Raw genomic sequence first — 21,230 nt, forward strand, 5'->3', positions numbered from 1 at the left:
TGGTCACTACTTTAGCTGATTTCTCTGGCGACTCATAATCGAGCCATTCGAAACGAATTTCGGGAATGCCGAAATACGCCCCTGCTGGGGAATCATCGAGAGTAGTGGGTGGCCGCTACGGGGTGCTTGAACAAGCAGGCCCGTTTTCTGCGGCTCGGGCTACGTTAGGCGGTCGGGCGGCCAGAGTCAAGGCGGCGCTTCCGGGGTGTGTGGGGGCGGTACGGGCTGACCGTCGGGTCGTCGGTGATCCAGAAGCGCCAGGGGTGCGGGGCGCCGTCGCCGCCCACGCCCGTGCGGGGGCCGCTGCTGATGGCTTCGGGTGTGGGGGGCGTGCCGGTGAGGAGGGTGAGGGGGGCGGTCGGGCCGGCGCAGGTGTCCGTGCCGTTGAGGGAGAGGGCGATGTCCAGGGCCGTGGCCAGGCGGGCGGGGCCCTTGGCCAGCTCCCTGTCGTGGCGGGCCGAGCGGCGGCGGGCGCGGGCCTGCTCGGCACCCGTCAGGACCTCACCCGCGCGCAGCAGGACTCCACTCGCTTGGCCCTCGGGACCGCAGACCAGGTTGAGGCAGTGCCACATGCCGTAGGTGAAGTAGACGTACGCGTGTCCGGGCGGGCCGAACATGACGGCGTTGCGTGCGGTGCGGCCGCGGAAGGCGTGCGAGCCGGGGTCGATCGCGCCGGCGTACGCCTCCACCTCCGTGAGGCGCAGCTCGATCCGTCCTTCCGGCGTGTTGCGGACGAGGGTGCGGCCGAGCAGGTCCGGGGCGACATCGAGGACGGGCCGGTCGAAGAAGGCCCGCGGGAGGCGCGTACGGGCGGGGGTGTCGCTCATGGCGGCCGAGCGTAGTGGTGGGCGGCGGGGAACCGGCTACGGTCGTCGCGCGTATGTAGAGGTCAGTACCGAGAAGGAGTGGAAGTCATGGGATTCAAGAAGCTGCTCGCGAGCCTGGGTGCCGGTGGGGCCACCGTGGAGACCGTGCTCTCCGAGGCGAACGTGGTTCCCGGTGGTGTCGTCCAGGGTGAGGTGCGGATCCAGGGCGGCAGCGTCGACCAGCAGATCGAGGCGCTCTCCGTCGGGCTGCAGGCACGGGTCGAGGTCGAGGGTGGCGACCAGGAGCACAAGCAGGACATCGAGTTCCTCAAGGTACGTCTGGGTGGTGCCTTCGAGGTGAAGGCCGGCGCGGTGCACGTGGTGCCGTTCGGTCTTGAGGTGCCGTGGGAGACGCCGGTGACCTCGGTCTCGGGTCAGCAGCTGCACGGTATGAACATCGGTGTGGTCACGGAGCTGGAGATCGCCCGAGCCGTGGACTCCGGCGACCTGGACCCGATCAACGTGCACCCGCTGCCGGCGCAGCAGGCGATCCTGGACGCCTTCATCGGTCTGGGCTTCCGCTTCAAGAGCGCCGACATGGAGCGCGGGCACATCCGGGGGACGCGCCAGAAGCTGCCCTTCTACCAGGAGATCGAGTTCTTCGCGCCGCAGCAGTACCGCGGCCTGAACCAGGTCGAGGTCAGCTTCGTCGCCGACGAGCGCGAGATGGACGTCGTCCTGGAGATGGACAAGAAGCCCGGCCTGTTCGGTGAGGGCAGCGACTCCTTCCGTGCGTTCAAGGTGGGGCTGCACGACTTCCACACGACCGACTGGGCGGCCTACCTGAACCAGTGGCTCGCCGAGGTCGGCGGCCGTCGCAACTGGCTCTAGGCTCGACGGGACAGGCTGCTGAGGCAGTAGGTACGGGCGATACGGAGGTTTCCACGTGTCCGAGGGCAAGAGGGCGCCGCTTCCTCATGACTTCCATCCGCCGGTGGCGGAGTTCACGGTCGTGAGTGACGACGTCACGCCGGGCGGAGTCCTGAAGGACGCACAGGTCTACTCGGCGGGGAACACCTCTCCGCACCTGCGTTGGGAGGGCTTCCCCGAGGGGACGAAGAGCTTCGCCGTCACGTGCTTCGACCCGGACGCCCCCACGGGCAGCGGGTTCTGGCACTGGGTGCTGTTCGACGTACCGATGTCGGTGACGGAGCTGCCCGTCGGTGCCGGGTCGGGGTCGTTCGAGGGGCTGCCGGCCGGGGCCGTGCAGGTCCGGAACGACTACGGCGCGAAGGAGTTCGGCGGCGCCGCTCCCCCGGCCGGGGACCCCGCGCATCGCTATGTCTTCACGGTGTACGCCGTGGACAGCGAGAAGCTCGGGCCGGACGACGGCGCCTCGCCGGCGGCCATCGGTTTCAACCTGCGGTTCCACACGCTGGGCCGTGCCCAGTTGGTCGCCGAGTACGCGGCTCCCGCGGCGGTCTGATCGTTCGTTTGTTGTTTGCCCGCTTCTGGTCTTGGAGAGATCAGAAGCGGGCATCTTTTGTTGCGCAGGAAAATTGCGTTGTCCGACCCCGGCCGGCCCGGCCATCGTTGATCCAGGCCCCACGCCCCGCTCGGGGCGGGGCCGGCACACGGGAGGTGGGCACAATGCGGGACACGCTGGTACTGAACGCGAGCTTCGAGCCGCTGTCGACGGTCACACTCAACCGTGCGGTGGTGCTTGTCCTGCAGGACAAGGCCGTCGTCGAGCAGGCCCATCCCGAGCTGCGTGTGCGGGGTGCCGCCGTCGATCTTCCGGTGCCGCGGGTGATCAGGCTCTGCCGGTACGTACGGGTGCCCTTCCGAAGACACGCCCCGTGGTCGAGGCGGGGGGTGCTGGTCCGGGACCAACACAGGTGCGCGTACTGCGGGAGGAGGGCGACGACCGTCGACCATGTCGTGCCGCGCGCCCAGGGGGGTGGGGACAGCTGGCTGAATACCGTCGCTTCCTGCGCCGAGGACAACCACCGCAAGGCCGACCGGACGCCGGAGCAGGCGGGAATGCCTCTGCTGCACGAGCCGTTCGTCCCGTCGCCGGCCGACGCGATGCTGCTCGCGCTGCGGGCCGGTGAGCGGTCCGCGCTGCCGGAGTGGCTCGCGAACTCGGCCGCGTAGACAGTCAGTTGCGGCGTCGGTCGTCTCGTGCGGAGTGAGCCCGCCTTCCCTTGTGGGGAGGCGGGCTCCTTCGTGGGGCGGGCGGACCGGGCTACTTCAGGGTCAGCTGGAGGATCGCGACGATGCCGACCGCGATGATCACCCCGCGCAGGACGGAAGGCGGCAGCTTGCGGCCGACCTTGGCGCCGATCTGGCCGCCGATGGTGGAGCCGACGGCGATCAGGAGGACGGCCGTCCAGTCGAACTCGGCGACGAAGAGGAAGAAGACGGCCGCGATTCCGTTGACGAGCGCGCCGAGGATGTTCTTGACGGCGTTGATCCGCTGCAGGGTGTCGTGGAGCAGCAGGCCCATGAGGGAGAGGTAGAGGACTCCCTGGGCGGCGCCGAAGTATCCGCCGTACATGCTGGCGAGGCAGAGGCCGACGAGGAGGACGGGGCCGCCGTCGGGGTGGGCCACGGTGCCGCTCTGTTCGCGGCGCCGCTGTACGGCGGCGGCGATGCGGGGCTGGAGGAGGACCAGGACGAGCGCGAGGCCGATGAGGACGGGGACGATCGCGTCGAAGGCGTCGGACGGCAGGGCGAGGAGCAGGATCGCGCCGATGAGGCCGCCGAGGAGGGCCACGCCGCCGAGTCGGATGATGCGGGCCTTCTGGCCCTTCAGTTCGCGGCGGTAGCCGATGGCCCCGCTGATGGAGCCGGGGACGAGGCCCAGGGCGTTCGAGACGTTCGCGGTGATCGGGGGCAGTCCGGTTGCGAGGAGGACCGGGAACGTGATGAGCGTTCCCGATCCGACGATGGTGTTGATGGTGCCGGCGCCGATGCCGGCGGCGAAGACTGCCAGCGCTTCCCAGATGGACAACGCCATCTCCTTACATGGTCAGTGAGTCGCCTCCCCGCTCTGAGTTTCGTCAGGGTCGAGGGGCTCGCACCGATCATGCACGAACTTTAGGTGTACGTGTCAGTCAACCGGGGGTTCTTCTCGCCTGGCGGCCGGTACGTCCTTGGTGTTGAATCCGGGGGCTCCGCCGCCGACGTTGCCGAAAGCGCCGGAGAGGCCCTTGAGGGCGTCGCCGATCTCGCTGGGCACGATCCAGAGCTTGTTGGCGTCGCCCTCGGCGATCTTCGGGAGCATCTGGAGGTACTGGTACGAGAGCAGCTTCTGGTCCGGGTCGCCCGCGTGGATGGCCTCGAAGACCGTACGGACGGCCTGGGCCTCGCCCTCGGCGCGCAGGGCCGCGGCCCTGGACTCGCCCTCGGCGCGGAGGATCGCGGACTGCTTCTCGCCCTCGGCGGTGAGGATCGCGGACTGGCGGGTGCCCTCCGCGGTGAGGATCGCGGCGCGCTTGTCGCGCTCGGCGCGCATCTGCTTCTCCATCGAGTCCTGGATGGAGGTCGGCGGCTCGATCGCCTTGAGCTCGACGCGGTTGACGCGGATGCCCCACTTGCCGGTGGCCTCGTCGAGGACGCCGCGCAGCGCGGCGTTGATGTCCTCGCGGGAGGTGAGGGTCCGCTCCAGGTCCATGCCGCCGATGATGTTGCGCAGGGTGGTGACGGTGAGCTGCTCGATCGCCTGGATGTAGCTGGCGACCTCGTAGGTCGCGGCCCTGGCGTCGGTCACCTGGTAGTAGATGACCGTGTCGATGTTGACGACCAGGTTGTCCTGGGTGATCACCGGCTGCGGCGGGAAGGGGACGACCTGCTCCCGCAGGTCGATCCGGTTCCGGATCGAGTCGATGAACGGGACGACGATGTTCAGTCCGGCGTTGAGTGTGCGGGTGTAGCGGCCGAAGCGCTCCACGATCGCCGCGCTCGCCTGCGGGATGACCTGAATCGTCTTGACCAGGGCGATGAAGACGAGCACCACCAGAATGATCAGGACGATGATGACTGCTGACATCGTGTTCCCCGTGCCCTTCGCTACCGGTTGACTGCCGGATGGCTTTCGATGATCGAGTTTCCCAGACGGCGGAACGTCATGGGCGATGTTCGGTCACATGACGACGGCCGTCGCACCGTCGATCTCGACCACGTCCACCTGATCGCCCGGTTCGAAGGTCTGTCCGCTGTCGAGCGCGCGGGCTGACCAGATCTCGCCGGCGAGCTTGATGCGGCCTCCGCCGCCGACGTCGACCCGTTCCAGGACGACGGCCTGACGCCCCTTCAGGGCGTCGATGCCGGAGGCGTGTTGGGGCCTGCCGTCGCGATGGCGGGCGGCGATCGGGCGTACCACCGCGATCAGCGCGACCGAGACGACGACGAAGACGAGTACCTGGGGAACGATGCCGAAGCCGAGGGCGGCGGTCACCGCCCCCGCCACCGCTCCGACGGAGAACATGCCGAACTCCGGCATCGCGGTCAGGACCAGCGGAATGCCGAGCCCCACCGCGCCGATCAACCACCAGACCCACGCGTCGATGTCCACGTGGTCATGGTAGGGCGGTGGGGTCCCTCCGGGACAGGGCGCGGGCGGCTGTGCGGGACGCCGGCGCTCCGGTCCGCTACTTCAGTGGCAGGCCCTGGGCGGTCCAGCGGTCGCCGACACGCTCGACGACGAGCGGCAGGCCGAAGCAGAGCGAGAGGTTGCGGGAGGTCAGCTCCATCTCCACCGGACCGGCGGCGAGGACCTTGCCCTGACGGATCATCAGGACGTGGGTGAAGCCGGGCGCGATCTCCTCGACGTGGTGCGTGACCATGATCATGGAGGGGGCGTACGGGTCGCGGGCGAGGCGGCCGAGACGGCGGACGAGGTCCTCGCGGCCGCCGAGGTCGAGGCCGGCCGCGGGCTCGTCGAGGAGCAGGAGCTCGGGGTCGGTCATCATCGCGCGGGCGATCAGGGTGCGCTTGCGCTCGCCCTCGGAGAGGGTGCCGAACTTGCGGTCCAGGTAGTCGTTCATGCCGAGGCGGTCGAGGAAGGCCTTGGCGCGCTGCTCGTCGACCGGGTCGTAGTCCTCGTGCCAGGTGGCCGTCATGCCGTAGGCGGCGGTGAGGACGGTCTGGAGGACGGTCTGGCCCTTGGGCAGCTTCTCCGCCATGGCGATGCCGGCCATGCCGATGCGGGGGCGGAGTTCGAAGACGTCGGTGCCGACGCCGCCGAGCGGCTCGCCGAGGATCGTGGCGGAGCCCTTGGTGGGGAAGAGGTAGCTGGAGGCGATGTTCAGAAGGGTGGTCTTGCCGGCGCCGTTGGGTCCGAGGATCACCCAGCGCTCGCCCTCCTTGACCGACCAGGAGACCTCGTCCACCAGAGCCCGTCCGTCGCGGACCACGGATACGTCCACCAGCTCCAGTACATCGCTCATGAGCGCGTTGTCTCCCCTTGCGGTCGAGTCGTGTCGTCGCCTTGCGCCGATGGGCGCGGCGTCCAGGGGAAAACCTACGTTATCGACGGAGCGGGCCGGTCCCTAGGGCGTCCTTAGAGTCCTTAGTCTGGGGGGATGCTTTCGGAACCACGCTCAGGACGCCTGGCCGCCTGGGGCAATGCCCTGCTGGCCGGGGCGGTGTCGCCGGACGATGCGGCGCTGGCCATTGTCGGGGAGGACGCGGTGCACCGCGTGGAGGGGCTGCCGGGTGAGGCGGCGCCGGTGGGGCTGACGCTCGCGCTGGGCCGGCTGCGGCGGCTCGGGGTGACCGGTTGGCGGGTGGCGCTGCCCGCGCCGGGGCATCCGCTGGGGCTGAGCGGTCCGCCGGAGTTCAACGCGCGCGCCCTGGAGGCGGCGGAGGCCGTGGTGGGCTTCGGCGCGCCGTACGGTCTCGTGCCGGAGGTCTCGGAGGCGGGTCCGGCGGGTGACGTGCACGTCGAGGTCGTCTGGCACTGCCTCTCGGTGCGGGAGGCCCCGCCGGCGGACGTGCCCTCGCTCGGCGAGGCGGAGCGGGAGCTCGCCGAGGCGCTGCGGGACGCGACGGCCGTGCTGACGCGGCTGGACGTGGCGGCCTCGGGTCCGGCGGCCGACGCGGCGCGCGAGGCGTACCGGGCTCGGGCGGAGGTGGGGCGGGAGGTGCTCGCCCCCGGCTACCCGCCGCGGGCCGTGCGGGTCCTGGAGCTGGCCCAGCGGATCGGACTCCTTGTGGACCTGGCGTACGACCACGGGCACGGGGGCGCGGTCAGCGCCTCGGAGATGGCGGCGCGGGGGGAGGCGCTGCGGCCGGTGGAGCGGGTGGCACGGCGGGCGCAGGTCGCCGCGTACAACGCGTATGTGGAGGAGAGCGAGCGGGACCGCGAGCGGCAGCGGGGGTTCTGACTCTCGGGGTCTGGGCTCTGGATCCTCTGGGCTTCTGAGCTCTGTGAGCGGAAAAGGGGCCGGCCCCCGGGGGATCGTCCGGGGGCCGGTGGTTCTGGGGTGGCTCAGCCGTTGAGGGCGTGGTTGCCGAAGGCCGGGTTGAGCAGGCCGATCACGTTGACCGTGTTGCCGGAGACGTTCACGGGGACGTGGACCGGGACCTGCACCAGGTTGCCGGACGCGACGCCCGGCGAGTTGAGGGCCTTGCCCGAGGCCTCGGCGCCGTGGGCGGAGGCGACACCCGCACCGGCGGCGATGATGCCACCGGCGACCATGGTGACGGCAGCGGCCTTCTTGAGGTTCTTCACTTGGTACATCCTCCTGGTCATCGCTGCGGCAGGTCCGCCGCAGCACGCCATGGAGAACGCCGCCGCCCCCGCCGGGTTGCGCCGAACGGGGGATATACACCCGACGGTATGAATGACTGAACGGTCGTGCGCCCGGCGCGCGAGGGGGCGCGCCCCGGGGGCGTGTCAGTCGGTGAGGCCGTGACGGACCGCCCAGAGGGCGGCCTGGGTGCGGTCTGCCAGGTCGAGTTTCATCAGGATGTTCGAGACGTGCGTCTTTACCGTCTTCTCGGAGAGGACGAGCGCGCGGGCGATCTCGCGGTTGGACCGGCCGTCCGCGATCAGGCCGAGGACCTCGCGCTCGCGCTCCGTGAGGGTCGAGCCCCGCCCCGTACCGCTCGGGGAGTCCTCCTGGCTGAGGAGCGCGTCGGCGACCTCCGGCTGGAGCAGGACGTGTCCCGCGTGGACGGAGCGGATGGCGCCGGCCAGGGCGTCGGGGTCGATGTCCTTGTAGACGTATCCGGAGGCTCCGGCGCGGAGCGCGGGGACGACCGTGCGCTGCTCGGTGAAGCTGGTGACGATCAGGACCCTGGCCGGGTTGGCGAGCTCGCGGAGCTTCTTCAGCGCCTCGATGCCGTCGGTGCCGGGCATCTTCACGTCCATGAGGACCACGTCGGGGCGGAGCTCCTCGGCGCGGGCGACGCCCTCGGCGCCGTCGGAGGCCTCCCCCACCACTTCTATGTCGTCCTGCACCTCGAGGAAGGTGCGCAGGCCTCGGCGGACGACCTGGTGGTCGTCGACCAGCAGGACACGGATCGGCTTGTCAGCCACCGGGAACCTCCATCTCGATCGTGGTGCCCTCGCCGGGGGCCGAGGTCACGGTGAGTCCGCCGCCGACGCCGCCCGCCCGGTCCCGCATGGAGACCAGGCCGAGGTGGCGCCCCGCGCTGCGGACCGTCCGCGGGTCGAAGCCCTTGCCGTCGTCGGTGACGGTGAGACGCGCGCCCGGGCCGCTGCGGGCGAGGGTGACGGTGACGAGCTCGGCCTCGGCGTGGCGCAGGGCGTTGTGCAGGGCCTCCTGGGCGACGCGGAGCACGGCCTCCTCCTGGGCCGCGGGCAGGGCCCTGATCCCCGGGCTCGCGAACGTGACCCGGGCCGTGTGCGCGCGGTCCATGACCTGGATCTGGGTGCGCAGAGTGTGGACGAGGCCGTCCTCGTCGAGCGCCGCCGGGCGCAGCTCGACGACGGCCGCACGCAGCTCGTCGGCCGCCTCGGCCGCGAGTGCGGCGACCTGCTGGAGCTCGTCCTTGGCCCGGGCCGGGTCGCGGTCGACGAGGGCCGCCGCCGCCTGGGCGGTGAGCCGGAGCGAGAAGAGCTTCTGGCTCACGGCGTCGTGGAGCTCGTGGGCGAGGCGGGAGCGCTCCTCCGCGATGGTGAGCTCGCGGCTGCGCTCGTACAGCCGGGCGTTGGTGAGGGCGATGGCCGCGTGCTGGGCGAGGATCGAGAGCAGTTCCTCGTCCTCCGCCGTGAATCCGCAGCCGCCCTTCTCCTTCGGGCAGCGCTTGTTGGCGAGGAAGAGGGCGCCGAGGATCTCGTCGCCGTCCCTGACGGGGAGGCCGAGGAAGTCGGACATCTCGGGGTGGGCCGCGGGCCAGCCCTCGAAGCGGGGGTCCTCGCGGACGTCGGCGAGGCGCTCGGGCTCGGCCTTGTGGAGCATCGCGGCGAGGATGCCGTGCTGCCTCGGCAGCGGGCCGATCGCCTTCCACTGCTCGTCGCTGACGCCGTCGACCACGAACTGGGCGAAGCCGCCGTGGTCGTCCGGGACGCCGAGCGCCGCGTACTCGGCGTCGAGGAGTTCGCGGGCGGAGGCGACGATCGTCTTGAGGACGTCGCGGACCTCCAGATGGCGGCTCATCGCGAGGAGGGCGGTGCTCACGGCGGCGAGGCCGGAGCTCGGTCGATGGCTCATGTGTTCACCGTACCGGCGGGGTGTGACCGTGCGTATCCGCCCGGGGACCGCGTGGGAGGGGGACTCGGGACCTAGGACCTTCGCCCTCGGCTGGCCGGACCTGGGAGGGAGGCGGCGGGGAGGGGCCGGGCCCGAGAGTGGTGCCGTCGGCGGCGGCGGGTGCCGGACGCCGCGAGTGCTCACGCATACATAAGGGGATGGGTGTCATGGCTGTCGCGATCGTGACGGGGGCGTCGAAGGGGCTCGGCAGGGCACTGGCGCACGCGCTGGCCGGACGGGGCTGGGACCTCGTCCTGAACGCCCGGACGGCGGGGGCGCTGGAAGAGAGCGCGGCGGCGGTCCGTGCCGCGCACGGCACGCGGGTGGTGGCGCTGCCCGGAGACGTGGGGGACGCGACGCACCGGCGGGAGCTGGTGGCCGCGGCCGGGGGGCTGGGCGGGCTCGATCTGCTGGTGAACAACGCGGGCGTGCTCGGCGCCGCGCCGCTCCCCCGGCTCGAGGACCAGCCGCTGGACGGTCTGCGGGCCGCGCTGGAGACGAACGTGGTGGCGGTCCTCGGCCTCGTACAGGAGAGCCTGCCGCTGCTGCGGGCGAGCGGCGCGGGGACGGTGATCGCGCTCAGTTCGGAGGCCGCGGCGGTGCCGTACGCGACATGGGGCGGGTACGGGGCGTCGAAGGCCGCGGTCGACCTGCTGGCGGCGGTGCTGGCCGTGGAGGAGCCGGAGCTGCGGGTGTGGGCGGTGGACCCGGGTGACATGGAGACGGATCTGTACGCGGCGGCGGTGCCGGAGGGGATCGGTACGCGGCCTGGTCCGGAGTCCGTGGTGCCGGGCTTCCTCCACCTGCTCGACCGACGGCCGGCCAGTGGGCGGTACGTGGCGCCGGAGCTCGCCGGGGCCGTGGAGTGAGGGCCGGGGGCGCCTCTGGTACGAGTCCGGGGGCGTCCTTCTCCTCCTTCGGGAGGACCCGCCTCACCGTCTGCATTGCTTCCGCAACGCGCGGTGAGTTCGTTACGTGCCCGATGTGAGCCCGCGCATAGGACCCACATCACTTACGAAGCCCCCTAGTGGACGCCAGGAGGCCAGATAGACGCGGAGGAACCTGGCCACAACGGGCGTTCCGTGGCCTGTGCACAAGCCCCTGATCCACTACCCGGGATCGTACGTCACACCTTTGCCACACGATTTTGCTGCCGCTAAGAATTGCCCTCGTCGCCGCCGAGCAGGCGCAGCGCCGCCCCGGCGAGCGACCCCCCAGCGATTCGAAGAGGTAGTCCTGATGTCTGCGAACACTCCCGGCCACAGTCGTGGTCTGAAGAAGACCCACAAGGCCACGATCGCCGGCGTCGCCGCTCTGAGCGCCGCAGCTCTCACCCTCTCCCTCGTACAGGGCAACGGCGGCTCCACCGAGACCGAGCCCCAGGCCCTCTCCGGTACGCAGCAGGTCGCGTGGTCGTACAACGCCGCCAGCCCGCAGGCGAAGGCGCTGGCCGCCAGCGTCACCGAGCAGCAGACCACCATCGGCCTGAAGGCCAAGCAGGAGGCCGCCGCGAAGGCGAAGGCGGACGCCAAGGCGAAGGCCGACGCACAGGCCGCTGCCAAGGCCAAGGCCGCCGCCAAGGCGAAGGCCGACGCACAGGCCGCCGCCAACGCCAAGGCCGCCGCGAAGGCGAAGGCCGCGGCCAAGGCCAAGGCGGACGCGAAGAAGCGCGCCGCGGAGAAGGCGGCCGCGAGCCGTTCCGTCGCCCGTACCCCGGTCTTCGCGAACAACCTCGACGGCTGGATCCGCGAGGCGCTGTTCATCATGGACAAGCACAACATCCCGGGCACGTACAACGGCCTGCACAAGAACATCATGCGTGAGTCCAGCGGCAACCCGCGGGCCATCAACAACTGGGACATCAACGCCATCAACGGCGTCCCGTCGAAGGGCCTGCTGCAGGTCATCTACCCGACCTTCAAGGCCTACCACATCCCGGGCACCAAGTTCGATCAGTACGACCCGGTCGCCAACCTGGTCGCCGCCGCCAACTACGCGGCCGACCGCTACGGCTCGATCGACAACGTCAACAGCGCGTACTGATCGCACTCGGTCCGCTGTTGTACGCCGAAGGGCGGCACCCCTCCGCGGGGTGCCGCCCTTCGGCGTACTGGCGTGCATGACTACTTGCGCATGACCTCGGGCTCGTGGCGGCGCAGCAGCCGCGCCACGACGACGCAGCAGACGACCGCCATCAGGAGCTGGATGCCGAGGTCCAGGCTCCACTGGCCGACCGTGTGCTCCCACAGGGGGTCGGTGTCGGTGGGGTTCTTGTGGTCCCACGGCGGCATGAGGCGGGCCAGGTCGAGGGTGGTGCCGGCGCCGGCGATGCCCCAGCGGGAGGGCATCAGCCAGGCGAACTGCTCCAGGCCGGGCGAGCCGTACACCTGGAAGAGGATGCCGGTGAACACGACCTGGATGATCGCGAACATGACGAGGAGCGGCATGGTCTTCTCGGCGGTCTTCACGAGCGCGGAGATGACCAGGCCGAACATCATCGAGGTGAGGCCGAGGGCGATCACCTGGATGCAGAGCTCGACGGCCGGGGGCATGAAGAGGCCCTCCGCCGGCAGTGCGCGGGTGGAGAAGCCGATGCCGCAGATGATGACGCCCTGGAAGGCCGTGATGAGGCCGAGGACGATCACCTTGGACATCAGGTACGCCGAGCGGGAGAGGCCGGTGGCGCGCTCCCTCTCGTAGATGACCCGCTCCTTGATCAGTTCACGGACCGAGTTGGCGGCGCCGCTGAAGCACATGCCGACCGCGAGGATCAGCATGATCGTGCCCGCGTCGCCGTTGAAGCGGGACGGCGGCGTCGGCGAGCCGAGGCCGAAGTCCGCCGGGATGACGACCGAGACCGCGCCGAGGACGGCCGGCAGGATCACCATCAGGCCCAGGAAGCCCTTGTCGGAGGCGATCACCGAGACGTAGCGGCGGATCAGCGTCCACAGCTGGGAGCCCCAGCCCTGCGGCTTCGGCGGGCGGGCCATCGCCTGCTGCGGCATCTGGACGGGCTGCGCGGCGACGGCGTCGATGTCCGCGGCGTACATCTGGTAGTGCTGCGAGCCCTTCCAGCGGCCCGCCCAGTCGTAGTCGCGGTAGTTCTCGAAGGCGGAGAAGACGTCGGCCCAGGTGGAGTAGCCGAAGAAGTTCAGCGCCTCCTCCGGCGGGCCGAAGTACGCCACCGAGCCACCGGGCGCCATGACGAGCAGCTTGTCGCAGAGGCCGAGCTCGGCCACCGAGTGGGTGACGACGAGGACCGTGCGGCCGTCGTCGGCGAGGCCGCGCAGCAGCTGCATGACATCGCGGTCCATGCCCGGGTCGAGGCCGGAGGTCGGCTCGTCCAGGAAGATCAGCGACGGCTTGGTGAGGAGCTCCAGGGCGACGGAGACACGCTTGCGCTGGCCACCGGAGAGGGAGGTGACCTTCTTCTCCTTGTGGATGTCGAGCTTGAGCTCGCGCAGGACCTCGTCGATACGGGCCTCGCGCTCGGCCGTGGCCGTGTCGCCGGGGAAGCGGAGCTTGGCCGCGTAGCGGAGCGCCTTCACGACGGTCAGCTCCTTGTGCAGGATGTCGTCCTGCGGGACCAGACCGATGCGCTGGCGCAGCTCGGCGAACTGCTTGTAGAGGCTTCGGTTGTCGTAGAGGACGTCGCCCTCGTTGGCCGGGCGGTAGCCGGTCAGCGCCTTGAGCAGCGTGGACTTTCCGGAGCCGGACGGGCCGATGACACCGATCAGCGACTTCTCCGGGACGCCGAAGGTGACGTCGCGGAGGATCTGCTTGCCGCCGTCGACCGTGACCGTGAGGTGGCGGGCCGAGAAGGAGACGGAGCCGGTGTCGACGAACTCCTCGAGCTGGCCGCCGACGATGCGGAACGTCGAGTGGCCGACGCCGACGATGTCCTGCGGGCCGAGGACGGCCGAGCCGCCCTTCGGGATCGGCTGGCCGTTGACGTACGTGCCGTTGTGCGAGCCGAGGTCGCGGATCTCGAAGCGGCCGTCGGGCGTCGCGTGGAAGTCGGCGTGGTGCCGCGAGACCTGGAGGTCGGAGACGACCAGCTCGTTCTCGAGGGCACGGCCGATGCGCATGACGTGGCCGAGGTTGAGCGCGTGGAACGTGGTGGGGCTGCGGTCGGCATAGGCCGACGACGCCCCCGCGGCGGCGCCGGGGTGACCGTGCCCCTGCTGACCGTGGGCGCCCTGCGGGCCGCCCTGCTGGTGCGGCACCTGCGGCTGCGCCGGCTGCTGGGCCTGCTGCTGCCAGCCCGCCTGCTGCGGGGCCTGGTGCTGCGGCGGAGCCTGGTGCGTCGCCCAGTCGGCCTGGGCGGCGGCCTGCGCCGCGGCGGGCTGGGCCGCCTGCGCGTGGGCCTGGTGCGCGGCCTGGGCTCCGGCGGCGAGATTCAGCCGGGGGCCGTCGGTCGCGTTGCCGAGGTTGACGGCCGATCCGGGACCGATCTCCATCTGGTGGATCCGCTGCCCCTGGACGAACGTGCCGTTCGTGGAGCCGTGGTCCTCGATGACCCAACTCCGACCGCCCCAGCTGATGGTGGCGTGCCGCCACGAGACCCTTGCATCGTCGATGACCAGGTCGCCCTGGGGGTCCCTGCCCAGGGTGTACGACCGGGACGGATCGAGCGTCCAGGTCCTGCCGTTCAATTCCAGTACGAGTTCTGGCACTCCGAGCCCCACTACTTGTCCCCCGATGTACCCCCGCGTTCGGGAGTCCAGGGATGGCGAATCATCCTGGGGAACTATTTCAGGCCCGGTCCCGTCTCGGGAAGTCGGGCCGTGTGAAGACCTTCGAGGCAAGCCGTCGACCACTCGGGTGTCCGCTGGGCGGGACGGGGGGTCAGGTGGCACGCGGTGCCCGATACGGTGGAACCACCATGAGCGCATCGCAGACCTCAGACGTTCCCACCCTTCTCGTCAAGATCTTCGGCAAGGACCGTCCCGGGATCACCGCCGGACTCTTCGACACCCTCGCCGCCTACTCCGTCGACGTCGTGGACATCGAGCAGGTCGTCTCCCGCGGCCGGCTCGTCCTGTGCGCGCTCGTCACCGAGCCGACCGTCGCCTCGCAGGGCGAGCTGCGGGCGACGATCCACAGCTGGGCCGAGTCCCTGAAGCTCCAGGCCGAGATCATCTCCGGTACGGGTGACAACCGGCCGCGCGGTGAGGGGCGCTCGCACGTCACCGTGCTCGGCAACCCGCTCACCGCGGAGCAGACGGCGGCCATAGCGGCCAGGATCGCGGAGTCGGGCGGCAACATCGACCGTATCTTCCGCCTCGCGAAGTATCCGGTGACGGCCGTGGAGTTCGCCGTCTCGGGCTGCGAGACCGAGCCGCTGCGGACCGCGCTCGCGACCGAGGCCCACACCATCGGGGTCGACGTGGCCGTGGTCTCCGCCGGGCTGCACCGGCGGGCCCAGCGGCTCGTCGTCATGGACGTCGACTCGACCCTGATCCAGGACGAGGTCATCGAGCTCTTCGCGGCGCACGCGGGGTGCGAGGACAAGGTCGCCGAGGTGACGGCGGCCGCCATGCGCGGCGAGCTGGACTTCGAGCAGTCCCTGCACGCGCGGGTGGAGCTGCTCGCCGGTCTCGACGCCTCGGTGGTCGACAAGGTCCGCGCGGAGGTGCGGCTGACGCCGGGGGCCCGGACCCTGATCCGTACGCTCAAGCGGCTCGGCTACCAGGTGGGTGTCGTCTCCGGCGGGTTCACGCAGGTCACCGACGATCTGAAGGAGCGGCTCGGGCTCGACTTCGCCTCGGCCAACACGCTGGAGATCGTGGACGGCAAGCTCACCGGTCGGGTGACCGGCGAGATCGTGGACCGGGCGGGCAAGGCGCGGCTGCTGCGCCGGTTCGCCACGGAGGCGGGTGTGCCGCTGGCGCAGACCGTGGCCATCGGCGACGGGGCCAACGACCTGGACATGCTGAACGCGGCGGGCCTCGGGGTGGCGTTCAACGCCAAGCCGGTGGTGCGCCGGGCCGCGGACACGGCGGTGAACGTGCCGTTCCTGGACACCGTGCTCTATCTGCTGGGGATCACCCGCGAGGAGGTCGAGGTCGCCGACGGCGGCGAGGACCTGTTGCACTGAGCCATCGGTTCGCCCGTACGGAAAAGGGCCCGGTCGTCGTCGGACGGCCGGGCCCTTTCCGTCGTACGGAGCGGGGCTGTGGCCCGTCAGGCGTGCGGGGCCCAGAAGTGCGCGAGCCGTGCGACGCCGAGCTCGACCGACTTCCAGGAGCCGTTGAAGGTGAGGACGGCGAACGCGGAGGTCGGGAAGCCGCTGCGGTTCATGCGTGACTGGGCGTCTCCCTCGGCCTCGCCCGCGAGGGCGTCGGCGAGGGCGTGCATCCCGGGGTTGTGGCCGATGAGGAGGAGGTCGTCGACGTCTTCCGGGGTCTCGTTGAGCAGGGCGATGAGCTCGCCGAGCGAGGCCTCGTACAGCCGCTCCTCGTACACGGTCCTGGGGCGCTCGGGCAGTTCGTGCACGGCGAGCTTCCAGGTCTCCCTGGTTCTGAGGGCGGTCGAGCAGAGGGCCAGATCGAAGCCGATGCCGGTCTCGGCGAGCCTGCGGCCCACGACGGGGGCGTCCGCGCGGCCTCGATCGGCGAGGGGGCGCTCGTGGTCGGACTCCTGGTTCCAGTCTGCCTTCGCGTGGCGGAGCAGCGCGATCCTGCGGGGTGTATCGACGCTCATGGTCAACAGCTTCGCACGGAACGGCTTTCGGTGACTCAGGGAGCGAGCGTTTGCTGGAGCTGCACCAGGACCCGTCCGACCCCCGGGTCGTCGGCGGTCGCCTGCGCCCCACCCGGCCCCGCTATGAGCAGGAGGAGGGCGACGAACGCGGCCACGGGAAGGGCGAGCGCCCACCAGGGCAGCCGGGTGTCGACGCGGGTCGGCATGGGCCGGGTGCTGGTGTCCGTACGGGCCGACATGGCCGCCTCCGAAGGGTGGGAGAACCGTGCGCCGTCGTCTCCGACGGTTGTCTCCAACCTACGGACCGGGCGACCGCCGGCCCATCAGGTGATCCACCCACTTCACCCTGACACTCTCCCCCTAGGGGATGCGGGGGTTTTCCCCACCCCCGGGGATCACGGGGAGGCGAGAGAGGCGATCACACCGATGACCACCGTGATGCCGAGCATCGCGCCGAGCACGATGAGCAGCTTCTTCTGGCCGTTCTGGGGATTGGGTTCGAGGACTGGCATGGGACCAGTCTCGCATCTCAGCATTCGTCCTCGACGGTCCGGTCCCTCCCCGCGAGGGTTCCGATGATCATCTGCGGGACCATCAGGCCGCCCATGAGGGCGATGGGCAGTCCCCAGCCGCCGCTGTGCTGGTAGAGGACGCCGACGAGGAGGGGGCCGGGGATGGAGATGAGGTAGCCGACGCTCTGCGCGAAGGCGGAGAGGCGGACGACGCCGGCGCCGGTCCGCGAGCGCATCCCGATCATGGTGAGGGCAAGCGGGAAGGCGCAGTTGGAGACGCCGAGCAGGACCGCCCAGACCCAGGCTCCGGAGGCCGGGGCGAAGAAGAGACCGGTGTAGCCGCCGAGGCCGCAGAGGCCGAGCGCGACGACGATCGGTCCCTGGGTCTTCATCCGGGTCGCGAGCCGGGGGATGACGAAGGCGAGCGGGACGCCCATGACCATGGTGACGGCGAGGAGTACGCCCGCCGTGGAGGCGGGGACGCCCGCGTCGCGGAAGATCTGCGGCATCCAGCCCATGGTGATGTAGGCGCCGGTGGCCTGGAGGCCGAAGAAGCAGCCGAGGGCCCAGGCCGTGCGGCTGCGGGTGACGCGCGGCGCGGGGGTGGTGTCGAGCGGGGCGGCGCTCGCGGTCGCCTTGTTCGTGGCGCGGCCGGCGCGGGTGGGGAGGCCGTCGCGGTCGCGGTCGCGCAGGAGCGGGATCCAGGGCAGGACGGCGAGCGCGGCGACCACGGCCCAGACGCCGAGGCCCGCGCGCCAGTCCCCGCCGAGGGCCTCGGTCATCGGGACGGTCGCCGCCGCCGCGACGGACGTGCCGAGGGCGAGCGCCATGGAGTACAGGCCGGTCATGGTGCCGACGCGGTCCGGGAAGTACCGCTTGACGATCACGGGCATCAGGACGTTGCTCAGGGCTATGCCCATGAGGGCGAGGGCGCTGGCGGCGAGGAAGCCGGCCGTGCCCGAGGCGAAGGGGCGGACGGCGAGGCCCGCCAAGATCGCCGCCATGCCCGCGCAGACGACGGCGACGGGGCCGAAGCGGCGGGCCAGGCGCGGGGCGGTGATGCCGAAGACCGCGAAGCAGAGCGGGGGGACGGAGGTGAGGACGCCTGCGACGGTGCCGCTCATGTGGAGGCCCGCGCTGACCTCTTCGAGGAGCGCGCCGAGGCTGGTGATGGCCGGGCGCAGGTTCAGGGCGGCGAGGACGAGGCCGACGGTGACGAGCCCGAGGGTCCAGCGGGACGCGGAGGCCTGGGGGAACCCGGACGCGAGCGCCGGGGCGGAGGAGTTCCGCGTGGCGGTGGCGGTCGCGGGGGTGGGCGCGGTGGCGGGGTCGAGGGTCTTCGGCTCGTCAGGCATGAGGTCATCATAGAATCATGGGATGATTGGTTGTCCAATCTGGAACGAATGGGAAGGTGCTTCATGGCCCTCGGTCATCCGCGGCGCGCGGGACTCTCCGATCAGGTGATCGCCGAGCTGCGGAACCAGATCACCTCCGGCGAGTGGCCGGTGGGTTCACGCATCCCGACAGAGCCCGAACTGGTCGAGCAGCTGGGCGTGGCCCGTAACACCGTGCGCGAGGCCGTCCGGGCGCTCGCGCACAACGGGCTGCTCGACATCCGCCAGGGCTCGGGGACGTACGTCATCGCCACCAGCGAGCTGGCGGGCGTCATGCACCGGCGGTTCGCCGGCTCCGACCCCCGGCACGTCGCCGAGCTGCGCTCGACCCTGGAGTCCGCCGCCGCGCGCTTCGCTGCGGAGCGGCGCACGGAGCGGGACCTGAAGCAGCTCGACGCGCTGCTCGTGCGGCGCGAGGAGGCGTGGGAGTCGGGGGACGCGGAGCGGTTCGTGACGGTCGACGCGGCCTTCCACCACGCGGTCGTCGCCGCCTCGGGCAACGACGTCCTGACGGAGCTCTACGCGGACCTGGGCGATCTCCTGCGGGACTGGCTGCGCGACGACGTGGGGCAGGAGCTGCGGCCGGAGAACCACATGGACCACGCGCGGCTGGTGGACGCGATCCGCGAGGGCGATGCCGAGCGGGCCGGGACGGAGGCGGCCGGCTACCCCTTCATGTGCCTCAAGAGCCCCGTACCGGAGCCGGTTCCCGGGCCGGAGCCGGTTCCGGTTCCGGTTCCGCCGGCTGGTGCGTGACCCAGGCGGACCGGACCTCCTTCCAGCAGCGGCCGGAGACCTGGGCGTAGTCCGCGGGGCCGACGTCGACGGGGGCGCTGTCGGTGTCGACGTCCCACCAGCGGTCGCACTCGACGTGGAGCCGGACGCGGTCGGTGCCGGGGTACGGGTTCTGGCAGTAGGCGGTGACGCGGGAGCCCTGGACGACGGTGCGGCAGGAGGCCCCGAAGTTCTCCGGCTCGTCCGCGGGCGGGGCGGCGGCGGGGAGCTCCTCGGCCGGGGCGGGTGCGGCGCGCACCTCGGCGGCGACGGCGATCCCGGTGAGCAGAACGGCGACCGAGGCGAACGCGCCGAACCCGTGACGTATCGCGCGCATGCCCGTACCTCCTCCCCGTCAGCAGCAGAACATCACGCTCTGCCCCAGTCTGGGGTGATTCGCGCGACTTTTCGAGTCGGGGAGCGATCGGGACGGGATCGGGCCTGGTCAGGGCATGAAAAGGGCCCGCGTGTCCGCCCCGACATGGGGGGACACGCGGGCCCTCTGCTCAGCGGCGAGGAGCGAGCGCTTTCGCAGCGAGCGTGCTAACTCAGCGAGCGCTTACGCGCCGATCGCGTGCAGACCGCCGTCGACGTGGATGATCTCGCCCGTCGTCTTCGGGAACCAGTCGGAGAGCAGGGCCACGACGCCACGGCCGGCCGGCTCCGGGTCCGAGAGCTCCCACTGCAGCGGGGAGCGGGTGTCCCACACGGCGGCCAGTTCGCCGAAGCCCGGGATGGACTTCGCGGCCATCGAGCCGAGCGGGCCCGCGGAGATCAGGTTGCAGCGGATGTTCTGCTTGCCCAGGTCACGGGCCATGTAGCGGCTGGTGGCCTCCAGGGCGGCCTTGGCCGGGCCCATCCAGTCGTACTGCGGCCAGGCGAACTTCGCGTCGAAGGTGAGGCCGACGACGGAGCCGCCCTCGCTCATCAGCGGCAGCAGCGCCATCGTCAGCGACTTCAGGGAGAAGGCGGAGACGTGCATGGCGGTGGCCACGGACTCGAACGGCGTGTTCAGGAAGTTGCCGCCGAGGGCGTCCTGCGGGGCGAAGCCGATCGAGTGGACGATGCCGTCGAGGCGGTCGCCGAACTGCTCACGGACCTGGCCCTCGAGACGCGCGAGGTGCTCGTCGTTGGAGACGTCGAGCTCGAGGACCTTGACGTTCTCGGGCCGGGGGAGCTTCTTCGCGATGCGCTCGGTCAGCGTCGGCCGGGGCCAGGCGGTGAGGATGATCTCCGCACCCTGCTCCTGGGCCAGCTTCGCGGTGTGGAAGGCGATGGAGGACTCCATCAGCACACCCGTGATCAGGATGCGCTTGCCCTCGAGGATTCCGCTCATGGTGATCAGTGACCCATGCCCAATCCGCCGTCAACCGGGATGACGGCTCCAGTGATGTACGAGGCGTCGTCGGAGGAGAGGAACTTCACCGCCGCGGCGATCTCCTCCGGCTGCGCGTAACGGCCCAGCGGCACCTGGGACACGATGCCCGCGCGCTGCTCGTCGGTGAGGACCGCGGTCATGTCGGTGTCGACGAAACCAGGGGCGACGACGTTGAACGTGATGTTGCGCGAGCCGAGCTCACGCGCGAGGGAGCGGGCGAATCCGACCAGGCCGGCCTTGGAGGCGGCGTAGTTGGCCTGGCCCGCGGAGCCCAGCAGACCGACGACCGAGGAGATCAGGACGACGCGGCCCTTCTTGGCCCGCAGCATGCCGCGGTTGGCGCGCTTGACGACCCGGAAGGTACCGGTCAGGTTCGTGTCGACGACGGAGGTGAAGTCCTCCTCCGACATGCGCATGAGGAGCTGGTCCTTCGTCACGCCGGCGTTGGCCACGAGGACCTCGACCGGACCGTGCTTCTCCTCGATCTCCTTGTACGCCTGCTCCACCTGCTCGGCGACGGTGATGTCGCACTTGACGGGCAGGCAGCCGAGCTCGACCAGAGCGGCCGGCGGCTCGCCGGAACGGTACGTGATCGCGACCTTGTCGCCGGCCTCGGCGAACGCGCGGGCGATGGCGAGGCCGATGCCCCGGTTTCCTCCGGTGACGAGAACCGAGCGGCTCAACGGATCACCCTTTCGATAGCGGTCTGGTAGCCGAAAACCTATCGGTATCGCTCCCGACATGAGGAATCGACCTCCGACAGTGGCGTAGGGGCGTCACTGTCGGATCCCTACAGCTCGGAGTGGGTACGGGTCCGCCCGGGAACGCCCGGCGGACCGCCCGCGGGAGCCCTGCGCAATGGGCCCACTCGGCCGCCTTTCCCATGATTGACTTCCGGAACAGCTCAACGCCGTCTTCCGATCACCGAGAGCGAG

At 70.7% G+C, this 21,230-nt stretch carries 24 protein-coding genes; 8 read left to right on the forward strand and 16 right to left on the reverse strand.

The genetic code is table 11. The features are described 5' to 3' along the window. Positions 1-164: 164 nt before the first annotated feature. On the reverse strand, positions 165-827 hold the full coding sequence (locus SGA01_RS32145; RefSeq protein ID WP_141300968.1) for a DNA-3-methyladenine glycosylase: 663 nt from the start codon (positions 825-827) through the stop codon (positions 165-167). An 87-nt stretch (positions 828-914) separates the two neighbouring features. Between SGA01_RS32145 and SGA01_RS32150 the strand changes: the two genes are divergently transcribed. The 3 genes from SGA01_RS32150 to SGA01_RS32160 all read left to right on the forward strand — a co-directional run bounded on the left by SGA01_RS32150 (position 915) and on the right by SGA01_RS32160 (position 2,963). Continuing rightward, the gene (locus tag SGA01_RS32150; RefSeq protein ID WP_055644291.1) at positions 915-1,697 is read left to right on the forward strand and encodes a sporulation protein; all 783 of its coding nucleotides are present in this window, start codon (positions 915-917) and stop codon (positions 1,695-1,697) included. Between the two features lie 55 nt (positions 1,698-1,752). Continuing rightward, complete coding sequence (locus tag SGA01_RS32155) at positions 1,753-2,292, forward strand: YbhB/YbcL family Raf kinase inhibitor-like protein (protein ID WP_141300970.1); 540 nt, start codon at positions 1,753-1,755, stop codon at positions 2,290-2,292. A 164-nt stretch (positions 2,293-2,456) separates the two neighbouring features. After that, positions 2,457-2,963, forward strand: a complete 507-nt coding sequence (locus SGA01_RS32160) for an HNH endonuclease (RefSeq protein WP_055644289.1) — start codon at positions 2,457-2,459, stop codon at positions 2,961-2,963. Between the two features lie 91 nt (positions 2,964-3,054). On the opposite strand, the gene SGA01_RS32165 is transcribed toward SGA01_RS32160, so the two are convergent. From SGA01_RS32165 to SGA01_RS32180, 4 genes are all read right to left on the reverse strand, one after another. Further along, a complete protein-coding gene (locus SGA01_RS32165) occupies positions 3,055-3,828 on the reverse strand; it encodes a sulfite exporter TauE/SafE family protein (protein WP_174867577.1) in 774 nt (257 codons plus the stop codon). Between the two features lie 93 nt (positions 3,829-3,921). Beyond that, positions 3,922-4,860: an SPFH domain-containing protein gene (locus tag SGA01_RS32170; protein ID WP_024756199.1), complete on the reverse strand. Its 939-nt coding sequence runs from the start codon at positions 4,858-4,860 to the stop codon at positions 3,922-3,924. 93 nt (positions 4,861-4,953) lie between these two features. Beyond that, positions 4,954-5,385, reverse strand: a complete 432-nt coding sequence (locus tag SGA01_RS32175) for an NfeD family protein (protein ID WP_141300972.1) — start codon at positions 5,383-5,385, stop codon at positions 4,954-4,956. 76 nt (positions 5,386-5,461) lie between these two features. Further along, a complete protein-coding gene (locus tag SGA01_RS32180; RefSeq protein WP_141300974.1) occupies positions 5,462-6,259 on the reverse strand; it encodes an ABC transporter ATP-binding protein in 798 nt (265 codons plus the stop codon). A 135-nt stretch (positions 6,260-6,394) separates the two neighbouring features. On the opposite strand from SGA01_RS32180, the gene SGA01_RS32185 reads away from it, so the two are divergent. Further along, positions 6,395-7,198, forward strand: coding sequence for an Rv1486c family protein (locus tag SGA01_RS32185; protein WP_141300976.1), 804 nt, complete (start codon positions 6,395-6,397; stop codon positions 7,196-7,198). A 104-nt stretch (positions 7,199-7,302) separates the two neighbouring features. Here SGA01_RS32185 and SGA01_RS32190 read toward each other — a convergent pair whose 3' ends face one another. The 3 genes from SGA01_RS32190 to SGA01_RS32200 all read right to left on the reverse strand — a co-directional run bounded on the left by SGA01_RS32190 (position 7,303) and on the right by SGA01_RS32200 (position 9,493). Next, complete coding sequence (locus SGA01_RS32190) at positions 7,303-7,545, reverse strand: chaplin (RefSeq protein WP_055644285.1); 243 nt, start codon at positions 7,543-7,545, stop codon at positions 7,303-7,305. Positions 7,546-7,710: 165 nt separating this feature from the next. Continuing rightward, positions 7,711-8,355 carry a response regulator gene (locus SGA01_RS32195; RefSeq protein ID WP_141300978.1) on the reverse strand — a complete coding sequence of 215 codons (645 nt, stop codon included), beginning with the start codon at positions 8,353-8,355 and terminating at the stop codon, positions 7,711-7,713. Next, entirely contained in the window at positions 8,348-9,493 is a 1,146-nt protein-coding gene (locus SGA01_RS32200) for a GAF domain-containing sensor histidine kinase (protein ID WP_055644283.1), read from the reverse strand. Before SGA01_RS32200 ends, SGA01_RS32195 begins: the two co-directional genes overlap by 8 nt. A gap of 206 nt (positions 9,494-9,699) precedes the next feature. Between SGA01_RS32200 and SGA01_RS32205 the strand changes: the two genes are divergently transcribed. Continuing rightward, complete coding sequence (locus tag SGA01_RS32205) at positions 9,700-10,401, forward strand: SDR family NAD(P)-dependent oxidoreductase (RefSeq protein WP_141300980.1); 702 nt, start codon at positions 9,700-9,702, stop codon at positions 10,399-10,401. Between the two features lie 370 nt (positions 10,402-10,771). Beyond that, positions 10,772-11,575, forward strand: coding sequence for a transglycosylase SLT domain-containing protein (locus SGA01_RS32210; protein ID WP_174867579.1), 804 nt, complete (start codon positions 10,772-10,774; stop codon positions 11,573-11,575). An 80-nt stretch (positions 11,576-11,655) separates the two neighbouring features. Here the strand turns inward: SGA01_RS32210 and SGA01_RS32215 are convergent, their stop codons facing one another. After that, positions 11,656-14,220 carry an ABC transporter ATP-binding protein/permease gene (locus SGA01_RS32215; protein ID WP_141300982.1) on the reverse strand — a complete coding sequence of 855 codons (2,565 nt, stop codon included), beginning with the start codon at positions 14,218-14,220 and terminating at the stop codon, positions 11,656-11,658. A gap of 197 nt (positions 14,221-14,417) precedes the next feature. On the opposite strand from SGA01_RS32215, the gene serB reads away from it, so the two are divergent. Further along, a complete protein-coding gene (gene serB, locus SGA01_RS32220) occupies positions 14,418-15,632 on the forward strand; it encodes a phosphoserine phosphatase SerB (RefSeq protein ID WP_055644280.1) in 1,215 nt (404 codons plus the stop codon). 86 nt (positions 15,633-15,718) lie between these two features. Here the strand turns inward: serB and SGA01_RS32225 are convergent, their stop codons facing one another. From SGA01_RS32225 to SGA01_RS32235, 4 genes are all read right to left on the reverse strand, one after another. After that, entirely contained in the window at positions 15,719-16,237 is a 519-nt protein-coding gene (locus SGA01_RS32225) for a SixA phosphatase family protein (protein WP_141300984.1), read from the reverse strand. A gap of 35 nt (positions 16,238-16,272) precedes the next feature. Beyond that, positions 16,273-16,476 carry a hypothetical protein gene (locus SGA01_RS32230; protein ID WP_141300986.1) on the reverse strand — a complete coding sequence of 68 codons (204 nt, stop codon included), beginning with the start codon at positions 16,474-16,476 and terminating at the stop codon, positions 16,273-16,275. Between the two features lie 156 nt (positions 16,477-16,632). Continuing rightward, positions 16,633-16,749: an SGM_5486 family transporter-associated protein gene (locus SGA01_RS42370; RefSeq protein ID WP_099054269.1), complete on the reverse strand. Its 117-nt coding sequence runs from the start codon at positions 16,747-16,749 to the stop codon at positions 16,633-16,635. Between the two features lie 17 nt (positions 16,750-16,766). Then, a complete protein-coding gene (locus SGA01_RS32235) occupies positions 16,767-18,104 on the reverse strand; it encodes a CynX/NimT family MFS transporter (RefSeq protein ID WP_141300988.1) in 1,338 nt (445 codons plus the stop codon). A 63-nt stretch (positions 18,105-18,167) separates the two neighbouring features. On the opposite strand from SGA01_RS32235, the gene SGA01_RS32240 reads away from it, so the two are divergent. Continuing rightward, complete coding sequence (locus tag SGA01_RS32240) at positions 18,168-18,899, forward strand: FadR/GntR family transcriptional regulator (RefSeq protein WP_141300990.1); 732 nt, start codon at positions 18,168-18,170, stop codon at positions 18,897-18,899. Here the strand turns inward: SGA01_RS32240 and SGA01_RS32245 are convergent. The 3 genes from SGA01_RS32245 to fabG form a co-directional block, all read right to left on the reverse strand. Then, positions 18,826-19,254 carry a hypothetical protein gene (locus SGA01_RS32245; protein WP_141300992.1) on the reverse strand — a complete coding sequence of 143 codons (429 nt, stop codon included), beginning with the start codon at positions 19,252-19,254 and terminating at the stop codon, positions 18,826-18,828. The genes SGA01_RS32240 and SGA01_RS32245 overlap by 74 nt on opposite strands. A gap of 222 nt (positions 19,255-19,476) precedes the next feature. Next, positions 19,477-20,253: an enoyl-ACP reductase FabI gene (gene fabI / locus SGA01_RS32250; RefSeq protein WP_141300994.1), complete on the reverse strand. Its 777-nt coding sequence runs from the start codon at positions 20,251-20,253 to the stop codon at positions 19,477-19,479. A gap of 5 nt (positions 20,254-20,258) precedes the next feature. Continuing rightward, positions 20,259-20,978, reverse strand: a complete 720-nt coding sequence (gene fabG / locus SGA01_RS32255) for a 3-oxoacyl-[acyl-carrier-protein] reductase (RefSeq protein WP_055644276.1) — start codon at positions 20,976-20,978, stop codon at positions 20,259-20,261. Between the last annotated feature and the right edge of the window lie 252 nt (positions 20,979-21,230).

The sequence above is a fragment of the Streptomyces gardneri genome (assembly GCF_006539185.1).
Taxonomy (GTDB): domain Bacteria; phylum Actinomycetota; class Actinomycetes; order Streptomycetales; family Streptomycetaceae; genus Streptomyces; species Streptomyces gardneri.

Excerpts from the sequence above, each read along its gene's own strand:
- SGA01_RS32145 (WP_141300968.1), bottom strand. The coding sequence starts at position 827 with ATGAGCGACACCCCCGCCCGTACGCGCCTCCCGCGGGCCTTCTTCGAC.
- SGA01_RS32150 (WP_055644291.1), top strand. The coding sequence starts at position 915 with ATGGGATTCAAGAAGCTGCTCGCGAGCCTGGGTGCCGGTGGGGCCACC.
- SGA01_RS32160 (WP_055644289.1), top strand. The coding sequence starts at position 2,457 with ATGCGGGACACGCTGGTACTGAACGCGAGCTTCGAGCCGCTGTCGACG.
- SGA01_RS32165 (WP_174867577.1), bottom strand. The coding sequence starts at position 3,828 with ATGGCGTTGTCCATCTGGGAAGCGCTGGCAGTCTTCGCCGCCGGCATC.
- SGA01_RS32170 (WP_024756199.1), bottom strand. The coding sequence starts at position 4,860 with ATGTCAGCAGTCATCATCGTCCTGATCATTCTGGTGGTGCTCGTCTTC.
- SGA01_RS32180 (WP_141300974.1), bottom strand. The coding sequence starts at position 6,259 with ATGAGCGATGTACTGGAGCTGGTGGACGTATCCGTGGTCCGCGACGGA.
- SGA01_RS32185 (WP_141300976.1), top strand. The coding sequence starts at position 6,395 with ATGCTTTCGGAACCACGCTCAGGACGCCTGGCCGCCTGGGGCAATGCC.
- SGA01_RS32200 (WP_055644283.1), bottom strand. The coding sequence starts at position 9,493 with ATGAGCCATCGACCGAGCTCCGGCCTCGCCGCCGTGAGCACCGCCCTC.
- SGA01_RS32205 (WP_141300980.1), top strand. The coding sequence starts at position 9,700 with ATGGCTGTCGCGATCGTGACGGGGGCGTCGAAGGGGCTCGGCAGGGCA.
- SGA01_RS32210 (WP_174867579.1), top strand. The coding sequence starts at position 10,772 with ATGTCTGCGAACACTCCCGGCCACAGTCGTGGTCTGAAGAAGACCCAC.
- serB (WP_055644280.1), top strand. The coding sequence starts at position 14,418 with ATGAGCGCATCGCAGACCTCAGACGTTCCCACCCTTCTCGTCAAGATC.
- SGA01_RS32225 (WP_141300984.1), bottom strand. The coding sequence starts at position 16,237 with ATGAGCGTCGATACACCCCGCAGGATCGCGCTGCTCCGCCACGCGAAG.
- SGA01_RS32230 (WP_141300986.1), bottom strand. The coding sequence starts at position 16,476 with ATGTCGGCCCGTACGGACACCAGCACCCGGCCCATGCCGACCCGCGTC.
- SGA01_RS42370 (WP_099054269.1), bottom strand. The coding sequence starts at position 16,749 with ATGCCAGTCCTCGAACCCAATCCCCAGAACGGCCAGAAGAAGCTGCTC.
- SGA01_RS32235 (WP_141300988.1), bottom strand. The coding sequence starts at position 18,104 with ATGCCTGACGAGCCGAAGACCCTCGACCCCGCCACCGCGCCCACCCCC.
- SGA01_RS32240 (WP_141300990.1), top strand. The coding sequence starts at position 18,168 with ATGGCCCTCGGTCATCCGCGGCGCGCGGGACTCTCCGATCAGGTGATC.
- SGA01_RS32245 (WP_141300992.1), bottom strand. The coding sequence starts at position 19,254 with ATGCGCGCGATACGTCACGGGTTCGGCGCGTTCGCCTCGGTCGCCGTT.
- fabI (WP_141300994.1), bottom strand. The coding sequence starts at position 20,253 with ATGAGCGGAATCCTCGAGGGCAAGCGCATCCTGATCACGGGTGTGCTG.